Genomic DNA, 19,058 nt, shown 5'->3' on the forward strand with positions numbered 1-19,058 from the left:
CAGCTGCGCCGACTCTCTGGAGCGGCGTCGAAAAAAGAATGCGATGTGCGTTGTCCGGCGGATCGGCGGCCGGAATAGCCACCCGGATTTGCACCGGGTCCATGCGAGTGCGCTCTAGATACTGCGGTTTGTGCTGCGGCGCAACACGGTGGGTCGCTACAGCACCCGCAACCCCAATTCTCCCAGCAACTGCCCGGCCTGCTCACGCGAGATCGTCGCGCCGCGGAACTGGCGCGCATCGACCAAGGCGATCCCGCCGAGATCACAGCCGCGCAGGTCGGCGCCGTCGAAGCGGCAGCCGGTGACCCCTGCGTCGCGCAGGCTGCACGCCTCGAACACCGCCGCGCGGAAATCGCTCTTGCGCAGATCGGCCTGGCCGAAGTCGATCTTGCGCAGCGTCTGCTTGCGGAAGGAGAAATTGGGCAGCTTGGCGTTGATCAGCAGCACTTCGTCGAGGCGCAGGTCGAACGCTTTGGCGTCGGACAGATCGGCGCCGGTGAGCTTGCAGCGTTCGAAGCTGGCGGCGGTCAGCGTGGCACCACGCAGGCTCACGTTGTTGAGATCGCTCGCCTCGAAGCGCGCGTCGGCGAGATCGGCGCGGGTCAACTGCGCGAAGGCGGCGCGGCACGAGATCCACGCCGTCGCCTCGAGCGGCGCGCCCGATAGGTCGGCGCGGCGCAGGCTGCACCGCTCGAAGCGCCAGTGCGACAGATCGAGCCCCGACAGGTCGGCGTCGTCGAGGTCGCAGTCTAGGAGATGCTGCGGGCCGTTCGCGATGAGGCGTTCGAGGTCGGCGCGTTGCAGCGGTTCTTCGCGCGACACGGTGGGGAGGGGGTCGGTCATCGCTCCTCCTAGCCCGATGCGACGCGCAGCGCGACCTACCGGAACGCGATCAGCTTGACGCTGTCGGGCAGCGGCGGGGTGGGGGCGTCGGGATGGTCGAGGCGCGCGGTGATCGCCTCGAAGATCGGGGTGATCACCGCGCCGTCGGGATGGTGGCCGGCACCGCGGATTACCGCGCTGAAGCCGTCGCGCTTTGCGAGGAACGCGGCCTTGTGGAGTTCCTGGCCCATCGCGACGGGGACGGTGTCGTCCGCGAGGCCGTGGATCAGGAAATAGGGTTCGTCGAGCTTGGGCACCGCAGCGAGATTGTCGTAGCGATCGGCGATGAAGCTGCGCGCGATCTTGGGCGCCATCGCGCGCAGGCCGGTGAAGGTGCCGATCGTCACCAGCGCATCGAGCTTCTGCCGCATCGCCAAGCCGAACGCGACACCGCCGCCGAGGCTGTGGCCGACGACGATTACGCGGTCGCTGCCGGCAAGGCGCTTGGCCTCGGCGTAGAACGCATCGGCATCGCGCCCGAGGCCGGCTTCGTCGGCTCGGCCGGGATTGCCCGAATAGCCGCGATATTCGGCGGCGACCACGCCATAGCCCGCGGCGATCAATGGTGCGAACCAGTCGAGCGAGCCCATCGCGCTCGACGCATTGCCGTGGAAGACGAGCAGAGTCGGCCTGCCCGGCCGCGGTGCGATTTCGGCGCCAGTGATGGCAAGGCCGTCGCTCGTCGTCAGCGTTACCCGCTGCGCGCTCGCAGGGAGCGGCGCGGCGGCGATCGGGGCGGTCGGCGCGGGGTAGATCCGGTCATGGATCAACTGGCTCGACACGGGGCTTGCCGCCGCGACGAGGAGCGCGGCGCCGAGCGCGACCAGACGGATACGTCTCTGTTGCATCGAATACCCTCGCAGCGCGGCTTTCCTTCCGAAAGCGGGATCGTGTAATGCTTGCATAACACACGTCATCGCGCTATACTTTGCGCGATTTGAGGCCATGGGGGGAAACATGTCCGACGTCGCGATCACCACTGCCGCCGAACCCGATGGCGCGCCGCGCATCGCGGTGCTCGATATCCTGCGCGGGGTGGCGATCCTCGGCATTCTGTTCATGAACATCAACGACATGGGGCAGTCGCTCTATGCCTCGTTCGACGATATCCGCCATCTCGGCTGGTCGGCGAGCGATCAGGTGGCGTGGTGGCTGCGCGAGGTGTTCGCCAACGGCACGGCGCGCTGCATGCTCGAGATGCTGTTCGGCGCAGGGATGGTGATCCTGACCGACCGTGTCGCCGAACGGGCGGGCGAAAGGGTCGTGCTGCGGCGCTACTATGTCCGCAACCTGATCTTGTTCGCCTTCGGGCTGGTCCATGTCTTCATCCTGCTCTGGCCTGGCGACATCCTGCACACCTATGGGCTGGCGGCATTGGTGGCGTTCCTGTTCCGGCGGTTGCGGCCGCGGCTGCTGATCATGATCGGGCTGACGCTCGCGCTGTTCCAGCTCGTCGGCGGCGGCTATTTCGGCTATTATCAGACGCTGCAGACGCGTGCGCAGGTCGCTGCGATCGAGGCCAAGGTCGCGGCGGGTGCCAAGCCGACCGCCGACGAGCGCAAGCTGCTCAAGAGCAAGGCCGAGAAGACCAAGAAGCGCGCCGAGACCAAGGCCAAATCGCGCAGCGACATTGCGGCGGAGGACGCCGCGCGGACCGGCACCTTCGCGACCTGGGCAGCGGCGCAATGGCACAGCTTTCTCGACATAGAATCGCAATTTCTCGAAGTGCTGTTCGTCTGGGAGGCGGCGAGCGTGATGCTGCTCGGCGCGGCGCTCTACAAGCTCGGCATCCTGCAGGGGCGGCGGTCGCGGCGCTTTTATGTCGGGATGGCAGTCATCGCCTATGGTGTCGGGATCCCGCTTCGCATGATCGGCGCGCACGAGCAGATGCAGTTCGGCAACGGCCCCTACACCTTCTGGGCGAGCTACGAGATTGCGCGTCAGGCAATGACGCTCGGGCATGTCGCGCTGATCAATCTGCTCGTCTCGACCGTGTTCGGCGCGCGGCTATTGCGGCCCTTCGTTGCGGCGGGGCGGACCGCGCTGTCGATCTACATCGCGCAGACGCTGATCTGCCTCTGGGTGCTGTATCCGCCGTTCGTCCTCGGCCTGTACGGCAAGATGAGCTGGGGGCCGCTGATGGTGACCTCGCTCGTGATCGACGCGGTGCTGCTGGTCGGTGCGAACCTGTGGGTGCGGCAGTACGACATCGCGCCGGTCGAATGGGCGTGGCGGTCGCTGGTCGAGCAGCGCGTGCTGCCATGGCGCAAGCGTCCGCGCGCGCCGCAGGCCGAGGGCGCGCCAGCACTCGCCTAACGTCCCTTTACCTGGCGCGCGGGGCCCGCGATAAGCGCGCTCCACCGCCCGTCTGGGGCGCGACAGGGACTGGAGATGCGGGATGCGGGCGAGTTGGGCTTTTGCGGGCGTGATGCTCGCCTGTGCGGCGGTGCCGGCCATGGCTGCTGATCCCGTCGCCACCCCGCTGACGCTGAAAGCGGTGTTCGGCAGCCCCGATCTCTCGGGCGTCCAGCCACGCGGCGTCAAGCTCTCGCCCGATGGCACGCTGCTTACCTCGCTGCGCCCGCGCGCCGAGGAGAAGGAGCGCTTCGACCTGTGGGCGCGCGATACGCGCACCGGCGTCGAGCGGATGTTGGTCGATTCGAAGAAGGTCGGCTCGGGCGCCGAACTGTCCGAGGCCGAGAAGATGCAGCGCGAGCGCGCGCGGATCGCGGGCTCGAAGGGGATCGTGACTTATGACTGGGCACCCGATGGCAAGACGATATTGGTGCCGATCGACGGCGATTTGTATCTCGCCGGCCTCGACGGCACCACGCGGCGGCTGACCAATGCGCCGGGTGACGGCGCGCTCAACCCGGTGATCAGCCCGAAGGGTGGCTTCGTCAGCTTCGTGCGCGGGCAGAACCTCTTCGTCCAGCCGCTTGGCGGCGGCGATGCGCGTGCCGTCAGCAGCGATGGCGGCGGAACGGTGCATTGGGGCGAGGCGGAGTTCGTCGCGCAGGAAGAAATGGACCGGCGGACGGGCTATTGGTGGTCGCCTGCCGACAGCCACATCGCGGTCGAGCGCTTCGACGAGGCGCCCGTCGGGATCGTCACGCGCGCTGCGATCGGCGCGAACGGGACCAAGGTCTATGACCAGCGCTATCCCGCCGCGGGCACGCCCAACGTCGCGGTCGCGCTGTACGTGATGAAGGCGGACGGGTCGGGGAAGGTCAAGGTCGATCTCGGCACTAACCCCGACATCTATCTCGCACGCGTCGACTGGACGCCCGACGGCAGCGCGTTGCTCGTCCAGCGCGAGAGCCGCGACCAGAAGACGCTCGACATGCTCAAGGTCGATCCTGCGACGGGCAAGGCCACGGTGCTGTTCACCGAGAAATCGGGCACGCGCAGCTGGTTGAACCTCTCCGACGCCTATCGTCCGATGAAGGATGGGAGCCTGATCTGGCGTTCGGAGCGGACCGGTTTCGGCCACCTCTATCGCTTCGACAAGGGCAGGTGGACCGCGCTGACCAAGGGCGACTGGGTCGTCCAGGCGCTGCTCGGCGTCGACGAGGCCAAGGGGCGGCTGTTCTTTACCGGTAATAAGGATGGCGTGCTCGAGCAGCACCTCTATTCGGTCGACATCGCGCGCCCGAACGTAATCACGCGCCTCACCGAAGCCGGCTGGTGGAACAACGGCACGATGGACGACGCCGCGACGCGGATGATCGTCTCGCGCTCGAGCCCGACCCAGCCGACGCAGGTCTATCTCGCCGATGTCGACGGCAAGCGGCTGTCGTGGATCAACGAGAATGCGATCAAGCCAGGGCATCCATACTACCCGTATCTCGCAAGCCACCAGCAGACCAAGTTCGGCACGATCAAGGCCGATGACGGCACTGAGCTCTATTACGAGATGATCACTCCGCCGCTCGAGCCGGGCAAGAAATACCCCGTCTTCTTCCAGCATTATGGCGGCCCCGGCACCGGGCAGCAGGTCACGCGCGGCTGGGGCGGCGCGTTGCCGCAGTACCTAGTGCAGCACGGCTATATCTATTTTCAGATCGACAATCGCGGCTCGTACAATCGCGGCAAGGCGTTCGAGGATCACATCTATCGCGCGATGGGGACGGTCGAGGTCGCCGATCAGCTCGCGGGTGCGAAGTTCATCAAGAGCCAGCCGTTCGTCGATCCCGCGAAGGTCGCGATCTATGGCTGGTCCTATGGCGGCTATATGACGCTCAAGATGCTCGAGGCGAACCAGGGCGTCTATGCGGCCGGCGTGTCGGGCGCGCCGGTGACGCAATGGGAGCAGTACGACACCCATTATACCGAGCGCTACATGGGCTCGCCGGTGGCGGACAAGCAGGCTTATCTTGCGTCGGACGCGCTCGGCAAGGCGCCTGACATAAAGGATCCGCTGCTGCTGATCCACGGCATGGCCGACGACAACGTCGTCTTCACCAACTCGACGGCGTTTGCGGCACGGATGCAGGCGACCGCGACGCCGTTCGAGATGATGTTCTACCCGGGCTATACCCACCGTGTGGGTGGGCCGGGGATCAGCGAGCATCTGTGGGGGACGATCCTGACGTTCCTCGACCGGAATGTGAAGGACAAGAAGTAGGGGCGGGCGTTCTTCGCCCTCTCCGTCATCCCCGCGCAGGCGGGGATCCATTGTTACGGATGCTCTCTGCCGGCGAGACCAGCCAGAATGGATTCCCGCCTACGCGGGAATGACGGAGGAGGAGGCAACTCTACGGCTCGCCCTTAGTCCTCAGCACACCGTTCCCATAAGGCGGCTCTATCATGCGCTTCCTGACAACCTTCCATCTCTGGCCGTTCCTCGACACCGTCGTCAGCTATCTCGTCGCCTTCATCCTCGGCACGCTGATCGGTGCAGAACGCCAGTATCGCCAGCGCACCGCGGGCCTTCGCACCAATGCGCTCGTCGCGCTTGGATCGGCGGCGTTCGTCGATCTCGGGCAGCGGCTCGGCGGCGACGTCGAGTCGATCCGGATCATCGCCTATGTCGTGTCGGGGATCGGTTTCCTCGGCGCGGGCGTGATCATGAAGGAGGGGATGAACGTCCGCGGGCTCAACACTGCGGCGACGCTCTGGTGCTCGGCCGCGGTCGGCGCGATCGCGGGGAGCGACATGATCGCCGAGGCGGTGCTGCTGACCGGCTTCGTCATCCTCGCCAACACGATGCTGCGCCCGCTGGTCGACGCCATCAACCGCATCCCGCTCGAGGGGCGCAGCGTCGAGGCGACGTATAGCGTGACGATCACCACCGATGCCGAGGACGCCGGCCCGATGGGCGACTTGCTGACCGAGCATCTCGAGACCGCGCAGCTGCCCGTCGCCGAACTCGACATCATCTCGCGTGGCGAGGACCGAGTGGAGATTGTGGCCAAGCTCGTCAGTACCAATATAGCGGTCAGCGAGCTCGATGCGCTGACCGATCATCTCGCAACGGTGCATGGAATAACCCATGCGACCTGGCAGGCGCGCACGCACGATTAGCAAAGCGATTGGACGCGCCGGCGTAATGTCGCTACGGGCGCGTTCCGAATTGGAGGAAGTTATGGGTTATCGGATCGTGGTCGCGGGCGCGACGGGCAATGTCGGGCGCGAAATGCTCAATATTCTGGCGGAGCGCGAGTTCCCGCTCGACGATATCGCCGTCGTCGCGTCGTCGCGCAGCCAGGGCGACGAGGTCGATTTCGGCGAGACGGGCCGGAAGCTCAAGGTCCAGAATATCGACCATTTCGATCCGACCGGCTGGGACATGGCGCTGTTCGCGATCGGCTCGGAGGGGACCAAGATCCACGCCCCGCGCTTTGCGGCTGCCGGCTGCACGGTGATCGACAATTCGTCGCTCTACCGGATGGACCCCGACGTGCCGCTGATCGTGCCGGAAGTGAACCCCGATGCGATCGCGGGCTATACCAAGCGCAACATCATCGCCAACCCGAACTGCTCGACCGCGCAGATGGTCGTGGCGCTCAAGCCCTTGCATGATTTCGCCAAGATCAAGCGTGTCGTCGTCTCGACCTATCAGTCGGTGTCGGGCGCGGGCAAGGCGGGGATGGACGAGCTGTTCGAGCAATCGCGCAACATCTTCGTCGGCGATTCGGCCGAAGCCAAGAAGTTCACCAAGCAGATCGCGTTCAACGTGATCCCGCACATCGACAGCTTCCTCGACGACGGATCGACCAAGGAAGAGTGGAAGATGGTGGTTGAGACCAAGAAGATCCTCGACCCCAAGATCAAGGTCACCGCGACCTGCGTGCGCGTGCCGGTGTTCGTCGGGCATTCGGAATCGATCAACATCGAGTTCGAGAACGAGATCTCGGCTGCACAGGCGCAGAAGATCCTGCGCGAGGCGCCCGGCGTGATGCTGGTCGATAAGCGCGAGGACGGTGGCTATGTCACGCCGGTCGAATGCGTCGGCGAATATGGGACCTTTATCAGCCGCGTGCGCGAGGATTCGACCGTCGAGAATGGCTTGTCTTTGTGGTGCGTTAGCGACAATCTCCGCAAGGGTGCGGCGTTGAACGCAGTGCAGATCGCGGAGCTGCTCGGGCGGCGGTATCTCAACAAGGGGGACTGATGATCGGACTCGGTTTGCTGGCAGTCGCGGCGGTGCACATGTGTCCCGTCGCGAATGCGCGCTACGTCCTGCGCAGCAATCCGGGTGTCACGCTCCATTTCGAAAATGCGCCGATCAACGACGACTGGCCGCAAGGCGTGGTGGTGGCTATCCACGGCGTAAAGACTGGGCGCACCAGTTACTGGCTGCCTTGGTATGGCGGCACCGACGGTGGGCGCCACATCCGCGGGACCGCATTGCTCGATCGGTCGAAAGATTTGGAGGCGCAGCGACGGGTGGAGCGCAGGGGAGACCTGGACTTCTTCCTCCTCGATTCCCGCTATCGCTTCTTGTCTAGCCTGCCCAAGCGCGGCAGCGCCGCGCCAGCGCATCTGCTGATCCCCAACCTGGATCTCTGGCATTTCTTCGACGCTGCCGGACAGCGTGACGACTCGCCGCGGGCCTTTTTCGACCTTGTGGGATGTCATCGGTCGACGGCACATGATCGCGGGAAGGACGCCATCCTGCCGTCTGTCGCATGATGCTCGGTTGCTGTGACGGTTCGGCGCGGGCACGCTCCGTAGACCCAGCCCGCGTGTATGATCTGTATCACCGTCAGCAGCTTCGACGACCCGTCGCGCTTCCGCCCAATGCAGCATTTCTCGCCCGAGACTTGGCACGCGGCATGGCTCGACACTAAGGACCTTCCGACGACGCCGCGCGTGGCGGATAACCCCTCCACGGCCGATCGATGGATGAAAGCGCTTGGCAAACTCCCCGACTGAACCGCAGTTCTTCGAGAGCTTCGATGACACCCGCCTGGCATGGCGCGAAATGGGCGAGGGGCGCCCTGTCGTGCTGATCCACGGCTTCTTCTCGAACGCGACGATCAACTGGATCAAATATGGCCACGCCGCGAAGATCGCCGAGGCCGGTTTCCGCGTGATCATGCCCGATCTGCGCGCGCACGGCGACAGCGCCAAGCCGCATGATGCCGCCAGCTATCCGCCCGACGTGCTGATGCGCGACGGCTTCGCGCTGATCGAGCACCTCGGGCTCTCCGATTATGATCTCGCGGGCTATTCGCTCGGGGGGCGCACCACGATGCGGATGCTCGCCAATGGCGCGACGCCGCGGCGCGCGGTGCTGTCGGGGATGGGGCTCGAGGGCATCCTTCACACCTCGGGGCGCGGGCATTATTTCCACAACGTCCTGACCAACCTCGGCAGCTTCGCGCGCGGGAGCAGCGAGTGGCTGACCGAGGCGTTCCTCAAGACCACGGGCGGCGATCCGGTTGCATTGCTGCGGATCCTCGACACCTTCGTCGATACGCCGGCCGAGGCGATCGCGGCGATCGAGACGTCGACCCTCGTGGTCACCGGCGTCGACGACGAAGACAATGGCTCGGGCGAGGCGCTCGCCGAAGCGATGCGGCATGCGACCTTCCAGTCGGTGCCGGGCAACCATATGAGCGCGGTGCTCAAGCCCGAGCTCGGCGCGGCAATCGCAGAGTTTCTCGCGGCTTGACCGGGCGCGGGATGCGGCACAGATTGCCGCATCACGTAAAACGGGGCTTTCCATGATCCGCACAGGTATTTCTTCGCTCGCGCTCGTTCTGGCGCTGGCGACCACGCCGACGCTCGCCGCGGCCGCGCCGGCGCCCGCTGCTGCGACGGCCGCACCGACCACCGCCGAGGCCGATGCCTTCGTCGCGCGTGCGGAAAAGGAGCTCGCGGATTTCTCTACCCCGGCGCAGCAGGCGGCGTGGATCAACGCGACCTACATCACCGATGACACCGATGCGATCGCCGCCAAGTTCGGCGCCGAGGGCACCGAGATGCAGGTCCGCCTCGCGCTCGAGGCCGCGAAATATGCGAGCCTGCCCGGCCTGTCGTTCGACACCAAGCGCAAGCTCGACTTGCTTCGCAACGGCCTGACGCTGCCCGCACCGACCACGCCGGGTGCTGCAGCCGAGCTGTCGACGATCGTGACCAAGCTCGGCTCGGATTATGGCAAGGGCAAGGGAACGCTCGACGGCAAGCCGATCAACGGCAGCGACATCGAGGCGGCGATGGGCGAGGTGCGCGATCCTGCCAAGTCGAAGGAGATGTGGGTCAGCTGGCACGACGCCGTCGGCGCGCCGATGCGCAAGGATTTCGCGCGCGAGGTGGTGATTGCCAACCAGGGCGCGAAGGGGCTCGGTTATGCCGATGTCGGCGCGCTGTGGCGCTCGGGCTACGACATGACACCGGCTCAGTTCGAGGCGACCACCGACACGCTGTGGAAGCAGGTCGAGCCGCTCTACAAGGCGCTCCACACCTATGTCCGCTGGAAGCTCAACGCCAAATATGGCGACGCGGTGCAGCCCAAGACCGGCGCGATCCGCGCCGACCTGCTCGGCAACATGTGGGCGCAGGAATGGGGCAATATTTATGATGTCGTCGCCCCGGCAGGCGCGGGCGATGTCGGCTACGACGTCGGCGAGCTGCTCAAGGCCAAGCGCTACGATCCGATCAAGATGTTCAAGACCGGCGAGGGCTTCTATTCCTCGCTCGGCTTCAAGCCGCTGCCCGATACGTTCTGGGCGCGCTCGCAGATCATCAAGCCGGCCGATCGCGAAGTCGTGTGTCATGCCTCGGCGTGGGACGTCGACAGCGTCAACGATCTGCGCATCAAGATGTGCACCAAGGTCAATGGCGACGACTTCGTCACGATCCATCACGAGATGGGGCATAATTACTATCAGCGCGCGTACAACGCGCAGCCCTTCCTCTATCGCAACGGCGCGAACGACGGCTTCCACGAGGCGATCGGCGATTTCGTCGCGCTTTCGATCACGCCCGATTATCTCGTCAAGATTGGCCTGCTCGATCCCGCCAAGGTGCCGAGCCCCGACAAGGATATCGGCCTGCTGCTCAAGCAGGCGATGGACAAGGTCGCCTTCCTGCCATTCGGCCTGCTGGTCGACAAATGGCGTTGGGGCGTGTTCTCGGGCGCGACGCCGGAGGCGCGGTATGAGAAGAGCTGGAACGACCTGCGGCTGAAGTATCAGGGGATCGTCCCGCCGGTGCCGCGCGACGAGACGCGCTTCGATCCGGGCGCGAAATACCATGTCGCGGCGAGCGTGCCCTATGCGCGCTACTTCCTCGCGCGGCTCTACCAGTTCCAATTCTATCAGGCGGCGTGCAAGCAGTCGGGCTGGACCGGGCCGCTGCATCGCTGTTCGTTCTACGGCAACAAGGAAGTCGGCGCGAAACTCGACGCGATGCTCGCGATGGGCCAGTCGAAGCCGTGGCCCGAGGCGCTGCAGGCGTTCACCGGCAGCCGTGAGCTGTCGGGCCAGGCGATGGTCGAGTATTTCGCGCCGCTCAAGGCGTGGTTGGACAAGCAGAACCAGGGGAAGCCAAGCGGATGGTAACGTCCTTCCTGATCATGGCCGTTCTCGCGGGCCAGGCCGTCACCGGCGGGAGCCCGCCTGTGACGGTTGAGATCGTTGCGTCTGGGCATGTCGAAACGCCCGCAGATCGCTTTCGCGTCTCGGGCAACGTCCTCGCCTGCGGTGCTACAAAGGCCGAGGCGGATGCGGCGTTGGCGCGCAAGGTCGCAGAGCTCGAAGCGAGCCTGCGCGCCATTGGCGTCACCAAGGCGCAGCCGCTCGAACGGCCCTCGCTCGCCGGGATGATGGGGGCGATGTCCGGCACGCGCGGGTCGTATGGTTGCAATACGGTCGATTTGAAGGATTTGCTCGCCAGTCCCGGAGCGGCGACGAAGCCGAAGCCGGCTGAGCGGGTCGGTGCGAATGCGCCGGTTTCGTTTGACGCGCCAAGTCGGTCCGTGGCGATGCGCGCGATTGCGGCGCTTACGGCGGCCGATGCGAAACCGTCCGAAAAGCCGATCGCGATCTTGATCGACGATACGACAGCGCGGCGTGCGGCCAAGCAGCAAGCATTGACCAAGGCAAGGCAGGAAGCTGCTGCGTACGCCGTGTCGCTTGGATCCGGACCTGCCACGCTGACCAGAATCAGCGAGAAGCAGGACTGGAACTCGACCGATTTTGCGGGCCAGATGGTCCGGATGATCGGCCTCGCCGCCTCGGCTCCCGGCGACTCCGTGGCGACCGATGTGACGTTGACGGTAGAATTCAGGCTGGGCGAGCGGTGAACGATGTGTGATCGGCCGCACGACGTCCGATCACCGTCCTGACTTATTCCGGAACCGTGCCTTCATCGGCGATCCCGGCTTCGAACGACGCGCTTGAATCGGTGCCATCGGCCTGATGCGCGTGCGCGCCGGGGTTGAGCTTTTCGTCGCGCGGCGTGCTCGAGCGCAGGGCGAAGAGCGCGGCGGTGGCGGCGGCGCCGATCGCGGCGATCCCGCCGACGACGGTGGCTTTGCCCCAGCGGCTCCCTGACTTGGCGCGCGGCGTGGTTGCGGCGGCGGCAGTCGTCTTGGCAGGCGCCTTGCGCGCTGTCGCTGGCTTGCTTGCCGTCGCGCGCGTCGAGGTCGTCGGACGCGGCTTGGCGGGCTTGCGCGGGGCAGGGGCCTTGGCTGGAGTGGCCTTTACCGTGGTTTCAACTGGCGTCTTGCTGGTGGCCGCTGCCTTGCGCGGGGTGGCGGGCTTGGCCTTGGCCGGTGGGGGCGGCGTCGCAGATGCGTCCGCCGCCGGGCGCTTGGACTCGGTATCGGTCGGCTTTTTGGGCGGCGTTGCCATGGGGTCGTCCTTGTTCGTTGAGCTTGCGTAACGCACGAAGCCGCCGGGGTGTCCCCCCAACGGGGCGTGGCTTAGCGGAAGGGGGGTTCGTTGAACGCGCGGAGCTTGCGGCTGTGGAGCTTCTGCCCCTCGCGGCGCAATTCCTCGCACGCCTCGATGCCGATCCGCATATGCTCGCTGATCGCGCGTTCGTAGAAGCGGTTGGCTTGCCCCGGCAGCTTCAATTCGCCGTGGAGCGGTTTGTCCGAGACGCACAGCAGCGTCCCATAGGGCACGCGGAAGCGATAGCCCTGCGCGGCGATCGTCGCCGATTCCATGTCGATCCCGACCGCGCGGCTGAGCGAGAAGCGCAGAGCGCTGCGCGAATATTGCAGCTCCCAATTGCGGTCGTCGGTGGTGACGATCGTGCCGGTGCGCAGCCGCCGCTTGAGTTCGTCGCCCGACTGGCCCGAGATCGTCTCGGCGGCACGCGCGAGCGCGAGCTGGACCTCGGCGATCGCGGGGACGGGAATCGCGGGCGGCAGCACGTCGTCGAGCACGTGATCGTCGCGCAGATAGGCGTGCGCGAGCACGTAATCGCCGATCCGCTGGCTCGGGCGAAGGCCACCGCAATGGCCGATCATCAGCCACGCCTCTGGCCGCAGCACCGCCAGATGGTCGCAGATCGTCTTGGCGTTTGCCGGCCCGACGCCGATATTGACGAGCGTGATCCCGGTGCCGTCCGCCGCCATCAGATGATAGGCCGGCATCTGGTGGCGCCGCCATGCGCTGGTATCGGCGAGCGCCGCCTCGACATCGTCGCCCGCGCGCAGCAGCACGCCGCCCGCACCCGACACGCCACTGTAGCGCGACGGTGTGCCGTCGGATCCAGGCGCGAGCTGGCTGAACGCCCAGCGGACGAACTCGTCGACATAGCGGTGATAGTTGGTGAACAGGACGTAGCGCTGGACATGCTCGGGCGGCGTCCCGGTGTAATGCCGCAGCCGCGCGAGCGAGAAGTCGGTGCGCAGGCCATCGAACAGCGCGAGCGGGCGCGCGCCGTCGCTGACTTCGTATAGGCCGTCGGCGATCTCGTCGCCGATATGCGCGAGCTCGGTTGCCGGGAAATAGCGCGCGAGTTCGACTGCGGAGACTTGGTCGAGGCTGAGCGCGTGGCCGGGATCGATCACATACGGGAAAGGGATTTCCTGCCGCCCCGCGACCGCCTCGACCGTGACGTCGTAATCCTCGATCAGCAGCGTCAACTGTTCGGTGAGATAGTCGGCAAAGATCGCGGGCTTGGTAACGCTGATCGCGTAATCGCCCTCGGTGACGAGCCGGCCGAACGATCGCATTGGCGTCGGCCGGTCGCTCCCACCGCGATAGTGAAGGTGGATTTCGGGATAGGCGAAGCTGCCATCGTGGCGGCTTTCGGGTGCGGGTTGTTCGCCCGTCGCGAGATAGGCGGTCAGCGCCTGCTGAAGCCGCGCCACCGAGGCGCGATAGAGCCGATCGAGTTCGGCGACGATGTCGGATGCTTGCGTCATCCCAAAGGGCTAAACCGGGACCGTTACGCTGGCAAGTCGGCGCCACCCCGACGTTGGCCGGGATGGCACGCGATCTTGAGGCTGTCAGGCCTTCGCGTCTGTCTTGGTCGGCTCGTCATCCTTGGCGAGCAGCTTGCTCGCCCCGAACGCCGCACCAGCGATCGCCGCTGCTGCACCTGCCGCGATTCCGGCAGCGGCAAGCGGGTTGGCCTTGGCCGCGTCGACCGTCGCGGTGAACGCCTCGGTCACGGCGTCCTTGGCCTGCTCGAACAGACCTTCGGCCTGCTCGATGATCGTTTCGGTCGTGCTGGCCGCGGACTTGGTCGAATCGATTTTGTCGTCGCTCATGGCACTGCCCTTTCCAATGAACTCATCCCTAGCAACTCATTGAGACGGGCCAGGTTCCGTGAGCGCGATCGGCGCGGCGTCGCGATCGCTCGCTTCGCCGCGACGAGGGTCAGATTTCGCTCAGCAGATGCTCGGCCGACGAGACTTCGAACGCGCCGGGGGCTTCGACGTTGAGCTGCTCGACGACGCCGTCGTTGACGAGCATCGAATAGCGCTGGCTGCGCTCGCCCATGCCGAACTTCGAACCGTCGAAGGTCAGGCCGACGGCCTTGGCGAAATCGGCATTGCCGTCGGCGAGCATCACGATATCGCCAGCGTCGCTCGCCTTGCCCCATGCGCCCATTACGAAGGCATCGTTGACCGAGGTGAACGCGATCTCGTCGACGCCCTTGGCCTTGAGTTCGGCAGCCTTGTCGACGAAGCCGGGCAGGTGACGCGCCGAGCAGGTCGGGGTGAAGGCGCCGGGTACCGCGACCAGCGCGACCTTGCGGCCCTTGAAGAACTCGTCCGAGCTGATTTGATCGGGGCCATCGGCCGTGGCCTTGGTGAGGGTGATGCTCGGGATACGGTCGCCGACGCTGATCGTCATGGAAATCTCTCCTGTTGCGCCGCCCGGTGAAGAAAGTGCGAGCGGCGCGCCGTACGTCGTGCAGGCGGGCGCGAATTTCAAGCGTGGCGAGCCGCGCGGCACGGGCCTATGTTCGTTGGATGGATCAAGCGACTTTCCTTACCGGCCAGTTTTTGCTGGCGATGCCCGGGATCGGCGACCCGCGCTTCGATCATGCCGTGATCGCCATGTGCGCGCATGACGCGGACGGCGCGCTCGGCATCGGGGTCGGCACGGCGATCGAGGGGCTGGGCCTACACGCCGTGCTCGAGCAGCTCGAGATCGATCCGGGCGTCGCGCCCGATGCCCCGGTGCATTTCGGCGGCCCGGTCGAGCCGCGGCGCGGCTTCGTGCTCCACACGCTCGATTGGGCCGGGCAGGATACGATCGAAGTGGCCGGCGCGGCGGGTGCGCTGTGGGGGCTGTCGGGGACGATCGACGTGCTCAAGGCGATTGCCGAGGGCCGCGGCCCGTCGCGCTGGCTTGTCGCGCTCGGCTATGCCGGGTGGTCCGAGGGGCAGCTCGATGGCGAGATGACGCGGCATGGCTGGTTCAACGTCGAGGCGACGCCGGATCTCTTGTACGACGTCGCGGCCGACGCCCGCTGGGAGGCGGGTTTTGCGATTGCCGGGATCGATCCGCGCCTGCTGGTCAGCGAGGCCGGGCGGGCCTGATCGCCAGCGCAGTGGATGACGCGTGCGGGCCTCTTGCACTGCGCGTTCCGGCGCGCGACACAGGTGTCGAGAAAAGGGGCATAAAGTGTTGAAGATATGGATTGGGCTGTTGCCGTTTGTGGCCGTGGTCGTGCCGGCTGCCGCAAAAAGCGGGTCTTCGCCGCCGATCGCGCCCGATATCCGCTATGCCGCGGCCGCCGCCTGGGTCAAGCCGCCCCCGTCGCCGACGACGGCACCGACGCCGCCCGAAGCGCCGGTACGGGTCGCGTATTTCGACACGCAGGAGCGTATAACCGCTTCTGGCGAGGATGTGTTCACCGCCTATAGGATGAAGATTCTTAAGCCTGAGGCGCTGCCGGCCGGCAACGTCAGCGTCACCTGGAACCCGAGCGCAGGGCAGGCGACGGTGCATTATCTGCGCATCCTACGCGACGGCGTGCCGACCGACGTCCTCAAGACCGCCAGATTCCGCATCATTCAGCGCGAAAATGGGCTCGAGCAGTCGATACTCGACGGGATGTTGACCGCGACCCTGCAGACGCCGGGCTTGGCGGTCGGGGATGAGATCGAATTCGCCGTCACAATTCACCAGCGCGATCCCACGCTCGGCGATCATGCCTTCGGCGTTCGGCAGCTTCCGGTCCAAGGGACGCCAGGCGCGTTTCGGCTGAGCGTCGCGTGGCCAGCGACGCGCGGGCTGATGCTGAAGACCAGCAAGGATCTTGCGGTCGTCGCCCCGGTTACGACCGGAGCCGAAAAGGCGGTCGTCTACGAACTGCGTGACCCCGTGGGCGCGATTGCGACCGAAGGCGCACCGCCGCGCATGGACGTGCGACGGTTGATCGAATATTCCGATTTTACGACCTGGCGCGACGTGTCGAGGACCGTCGCGCCGCTCTATACCAAGGCGTCGCAGATCGCGCCCGGATCTCCGCTCGGCGCCGAAATTGCCAAGATCGCCGCCGCGTCGAGCGATCCCGTCGCGCGCACGGAGGCTGCGCTCAAGTTGGTGCAGGAGCGCGTTCGCTACGTCTATGTCGGTTTGAACGGCGGCAATTATACGCCGGCGACGGCAGACGAAACATGGCAGCGGCGCTTCGGCGATTGCAAGGGCAAGACGGTGTTGCTGCTTGCGGTGCTTCGCGAGCTCGGCATTGCCGCCGAGCCGGCGCTGGTCGCTTCCAACGGTGGCGACGGCACCAACGAGCATCTGCCCAATCCTGGGTTGTTCGACCATGTTCTGGTCCGTGCCCGTGTCGGTGCCGCAAGCTATTGGCTCGACGGGACGCGGATGGGGGATTCGTACCTCGATGTCGTATCGCCGCCCATCTTCCGTTGGGCGCTGCCGCTTACTGCGGCCGGAAGCGACCTCGAGGCCGTGCCCGCGCGGCCCTTCTCGCTCCCGCAACTCGTCGCAATAGTCGATGTCGACGCCAGCAGCGGATTCGACAAACCTGCGGTCGCCAAGGTGCAGCATGTCCTACGCGGAAACGAAGCGTATCAGATCCGCACGCAGCTCGGCGCCATGTCGGCCGAGGACGGAAATCGTGCGCTCAAGGCCTATTGGCGCCAGCAATTCGACTGGGTCGAAGCCGGTGAGGTTACATGGCGCTACGACGAGCGGCACGCCGCGCTCGTGCTGTCGATGCGCGGCGAGGGCAAGCCGGAGTGGACCGGCGACGCGCTCAAGGGGCACAGCCTCGTCGTCTATGGCGCCGGCTTCGTTCCGCCGGACAAGCTGGTGCGTCCCAAGGAGCAGGATCAGACGGCGCCATGGGCTACCGAATTTCCACGCTACCGCTGCTGGGCGACGACTATCCGGCTACCGGCGCCTGGGGCGAAGTGGTATTGGACCTATGCCGCCACGCCCGTCGATCGCACGCTCGGCGGTGTCGCCTATTTCCGGGCGTCGGGCATCCGCGGCACGGTGTTGCGCACGGTGATGAGCCGGGAGGTTCTGGTCCCCGAAATCAGTGCGGCCGAGGCGACGTCGGTCAACACGCAGATTGCCGGGTTCGACAACAATATGTCGACCGTATCGCAGGAGGCGAACAAGAACGGCGTGATGACCGCTGAGCGCGACCCCTTGCCGTTCGGTGATACTGCCGACTGGCTCGGGCTGCAGACCGCATGTGCCCGGCCGGGCCGATGACGGCGCTTCGCGAAGACATATAAAGACATCTTTATATTTGATCCGGAGGCGTTTTGCGGGTAGGGGCGCGGCATCACACAACCGGAGATAGCCCCGTGGCCACCGTTCTCGACCGCCCTGCGAACGACTATGTCGTCGCCGACATCACGCTTGCCGATTTCGGTCGCAAGGAAATCAACATCGCCGAGACCGAGATGCCCGGCCTGATGGCGCTGCGCGAGGAATTCGCCGCATCGCAGCCGCTCAAGGGCGCGCGCATCACCGGTTCGCTGCACATGACGATCCAGACCGCAGTGCTGATCGAGACGCTGACCGCGCTCGGCGCCGACGTCCGCTGGGCGACGTGCAACATCTTCTCGACGCAGGACCATGCCGCTGCCGCGATCGCCGCGACGGGCGTCCCCGTGTTCGCGATCAAGGGCGAGAGCCTCGCCGACTATTGGAACTATGTCGGCGACATCTTCAACTGGGGTGCAGACGCCGACAAGGGTGGCAACGGCCAGACCGCCAACATCATCCTCGACGATGGTGGCGACGCGACGATGTTCGCGCTGTGGGGCGCCAAGCTCGAAGCCGGCCACACGATGGGCGAGCCCGAGAATGACGAGGAAGTCGAATTCCAGCGCGCATTGAAGGCGTTCGTCGCGAAGTATCCCGGTTACCTGACCGAGACCGTCAAGAACCTGAAGGGCGTTTCGGAAGAGACCACGACGGGCGTCCACCGCCTGTACGAGATCGCCAAGAAGGGCGAGCTGCCGTTCCCGGCGATCAACGTCAACGACTCGGTGACGAAGTCGAAGTTCGACAACCTCTACGGCTGCAAGGAATCGCTGGTCGACGCGATCCGTCGCGCGACCGACGTGATGCTCGCCGGCAAGGTCGCTTGCGTCGCCGGTTTCGGTGACGTCGGCAAGGGTTCGGCGCAGTCGCTCCGCAACGGCGGCGCGCGCGTGATGGTCACCGAAGTCGATCCGATCTGCGCGCTGCAGGCCGCGATGGAGGGCTTCGAAGTCGTGACGATGGAAGAGGCCGTGACTCGCGCGGACATCTTCTGCACCGCGACCGGCAATGCTGACGTCATCACCGCCGAGCATATGGCGGCGATGAAGCCGATGTCGATCGTCTGCAACATCGGCCACTTCGACTCGGAGATCCAGATCGCCGCGCTGTCGAACTATGAGTGGGACGAAGTGAAGCCGGGCACCGACCTGGTGAAGTTCCCCGATGGCAAGCAGATCATCATCCTCGCCAAGGGTCGTCTGGTGAACCTCGGCTGCGCCACGGGCCACCCGTCGTTCGTGATGTCGGCATCGTTCACCAACCAGACGCTCGCGCAGATCGAGCTGTGGACCAAGGGCGAGAACTACAAGAACGAAGTCTACGTCCTGCCGAAGCACCTCGACGAGAAGGTCGCCGCGCTCCACCTCGAAAAGCTCGGCGTGAAGCTCTCGCAGCTGACCCCGAAGCAAGCTGGCTATATCGGCGTTCCGGTCGAAGGCCCGTTCAAGCCCGACCACTACCGCTACTAAGGACGTGGCGCCCACGGGCGCCGCTCCAACAAAA

18 protein-coding genes and 1 other annotated feature are annotated in these 19,058 nt (G+C 65.6%); of the genes, 12 read left to right on the top strand and 6 right to left on the bottom strand.

The genetic code is table 11. The features are described 5' to 3' along the window. Nucleotides 1-48: 48 nt before the first annotated feature. Nucleotides 49-104 (bottom strand) — a sequence feature (sul1 is cis-regulatory element that is thought to sense ions involved in sulfur or methionine metabolism; They are found in Alphaproteobacteria). A gap of 52 nt (nucleotides 105-156) precedes the next feature. Further along, nucleotides 157-843, bottom strand: coding sequence for a pentapeptide repeat-containing protein (locus tag QN347_RS07355; RefSeq protein ID WP_322159575.1), 687 nt, complete (start codon nucleotides 841-843; stop codon nucleotides 157-159). A 35-nt stretch (nucleotides 844-878) separates the two neighbouring features. After that, nucleotides 879-1,730 carry an alpha/beta hydrolase gene (locus tag QN347_RS07360; RefSeq protein ID WP_322159573.1) on the bottom strand — a complete coding sequence of 284 codons (852 nt, stop codon included), beginning with the start codon at nucleotides 1,728-1,730 and terminating at the stop codon, nucleotides 879-881. A gap of 109 nt (nucleotides 1,731-1,839) precedes the next feature. Here QN347_RS07360 and QN347_RS07365 point away from each other — a divergent pair, with 109 nt between their 5' ends. The 9 genes from QN347_RS07365 (at nucleotide 1,840) to QN347_RS07405 (ending at nucleotide 11,638) form a co-directional block, all read left to right on the top strand. Next, nucleotides 1,840-3,198, top strand: coding sequence for a DUF418 domain-containing protein (locus QN347_RS07365; protein ID WP_322159572.1), 1,359 nt, complete (start codon nucleotides 1,840-1,842; stop codon nucleotides 3,196-3,198). Nucleotides 3,199-3,280: 82 nt separating this feature from the next. Further along, nucleotides 3,281-5,509 carry a S9 family peptidase gene (locus QN347_RS07370; RefSeq protein WP_322159570.1) on the top strand — a complete coding sequence of 743 codons (2,229 nt, stop codon included), beginning with the start codon at nucleotides 3,281-3,283 and terminating at the stop codon, nucleotides 5,507-5,509. Between the two features lie 182 nt (nucleotides 5,510-5,691). Further along, entirely contained in the window at nucleotides 5,692-6,408 is a 717-nt protein-coding gene (locus QN347_RS07375; RefSeq protein WP_322159569.1) for an MgtC/SapB family protein, read from the top strand. Between the two features lie 61 nt (nucleotides 6,409-6,469). Further along, nucleotides 6,470-7,498, top strand: a complete 1,029-nt coding sequence (locus QN347_RS07380) for an aspartate-semialdehyde dehydrogenase (RefSeq protein WP_322159567.1) — start codon at nucleotides 6,470-6,472, stop codon at nucleotides 7,496-7,498. Beyond that, on the top strand, nucleotides 7,498-8,019 hold the full coding sequence (locus tag QN347_RS07385) for a hypothetical protein (protein WP_189676918.1): 522 nt from the start codon (nucleotides 7,498-7,500) through the stop codon (nucleotides 8,017-8,019). The genes QN347_RS07380 and QN347_RS07385 overlap by 1 nt, the downstream gene beginning before the upstream one ends. A gap of 57 nt (nucleotides 8,020-8,076) precedes the next feature. Then, nucleotides 8,077-8,262, top strand: a complete 186-nt coding sequence (locus QN347_RS07390) for a hypothetical protein (protein WP_322159564.1) — start codon at nucleotides 8,077-8,079, stop codon at nucleotides 8,260-8,262. Then, a complete protein-coding gene (locus QN347_RS07395) occupies nucleotides 8,243-9,004 on the top strand; it encodes an alpha/beta fold hydrolase (RefSeq protein ID WP_322159562.1) in 762 nt (253 codons plus the stop codon). Before QN347_RS07390 ends, QN347_RS07395 begins: the two co-directional genes overlap by 20 nt. 52 nt (nucleotides 9,005-9,056) lie before the next feature. After that, nucleotides 9,057-10,895 (top strand): M2 family metallopeptidase, encoded by a 1,839-nt coding sequence (locus QN347_RS07400; protein ID WP_322159560.1) that lies wholly within the window; start codon nucleotides 9,057-9,059, stop codon nucleotides 10,893-10,895. Between the two features lie 14 nt (nucleotides 10,896-10,909). Beyond that, nucleotides 10,910-11,638, top strand: a complete 729-nt coding sequence (locus tag QN347_RS07405) for an SIMPL domain-containing protein (RefSeq protein WP_323494005.1) — start codon at nucleotides 10,910-10,912, stop codon at nucleotides 11,636-11,638. 43 nt (nucleotides 11,639-11,681) lie between these two features. On the opposite strand, the gene QN347_RS07410 is transcribed toward QN347_RS07405, so the two are convergent. From QN347_RS07410 to QN347_RS07425, 4 genes are all read right to left on the bottom strand, one after another. Further along, nucleotides 11,682-12,188: a hypothetical protein gene (locus tag QN347_RS07410; protein ID WP_322159556.1), complete on the bottom strand. Its 507-nt coding sequence runs from the start codon at nucleotides 12,186-12,188 to the stop codon at nucleotides 11,682-11,684. A 71-nt stretch (nucleotides 12,189-12,259) separates the two neighbouring features. Further along, nucleotides 12,260-13,714 (bottom strand): AMP nucleosidase, encoded by a 1,455-nt coding sequence (locus QN347_RS07415; protein ID WP_322159555.1) that lies wholly within the window; start codon nucleotides 13,712-13,714, stop codon nucleotides 12,260-12,262. Between the two features lie 84 nt (nucleotides 13,715-13,798). Next, nucleotides 13,799-14,062, bottom strand: coding sequence for a hypothetical protein (locus tag QN347_RS07420; protein ID WP_322159553.1), 264 nt, complete (start codon nucleotides 14,060-14,062; stop codon nucleotides 13,799-13,801). 109 nt (nucleotides 14,063-14,171) lie between these two features. Then, a complete protein-coding gene (locus tag QN347_RS07425; protein ID WP_133187507.1) occupies nucleotides 14,172-14,651 on the bottom strand; it encodes a peroxiredoxin in 480 nt (159 codons plus the stop codon). A 119-nt stretch (nucleotides 14,652-14,770) separates the two neighbouring features. On the opposite strand from QN347_RS07425, the gene QN347_RS07430 reads away from it, so the two are divergent. The 3 genes from QN347_RS07430 (at nucleotide 14,771) to ahcY (ending at nucleotide 19,024) form a co-directional block, all read left to right on the top strand. Continuing rightward, the gene (locus QN347_RS07430; protein ID WP_322159551.1) at nucleotides 14,771-15,343 is read left to right on the top strand and encodes a YqgE/AlgH family protein; all 573 of its coding nucleotides are present in this window, start codon (nucleotides 14,771-14,773) and stop codon (nucleotides 15,341-15,343) included. A gap of 88 nt (nucleotides 15,344-15,431) precedes the next feature. Beyond that, a complete protein-coding gene (locus QN347_RS07435) occupies nucleotides 15,432-17,495 on the top strand; it encodes a DUF3857 domain-containing transglutaminase family protein (RefSeq protein ID WP_323494004.1) in 2,064 nt (687 codons plus the stop codon). A gap of 95 nt (nucleotides 17,496-17,590) precedes the next feature. Beyond that, entirely contained in the window at nucleotides 17,591-19,024 is a 1,434-nt protein-coding gene (ahcY, locus tag QN347_RS07440; protein ID WP_133187511.1) for an adenosylhomocysteinase, read from the top strand. Nucleotides 19,025-19,058: the final 34 nt, after the last annotated feature.

Origin of the sequence: Sphingomonas sp. 10B4 (assembly GCF_035019905.1) — a bacterium.
GTDB classification, from domain to species: Bacteria; Pseudomonadota; Alphaproteobacteria; order Sphingomonadales; family Sphingomonadaceae; genus Sphingomonas; species Sphingomonas glacialis.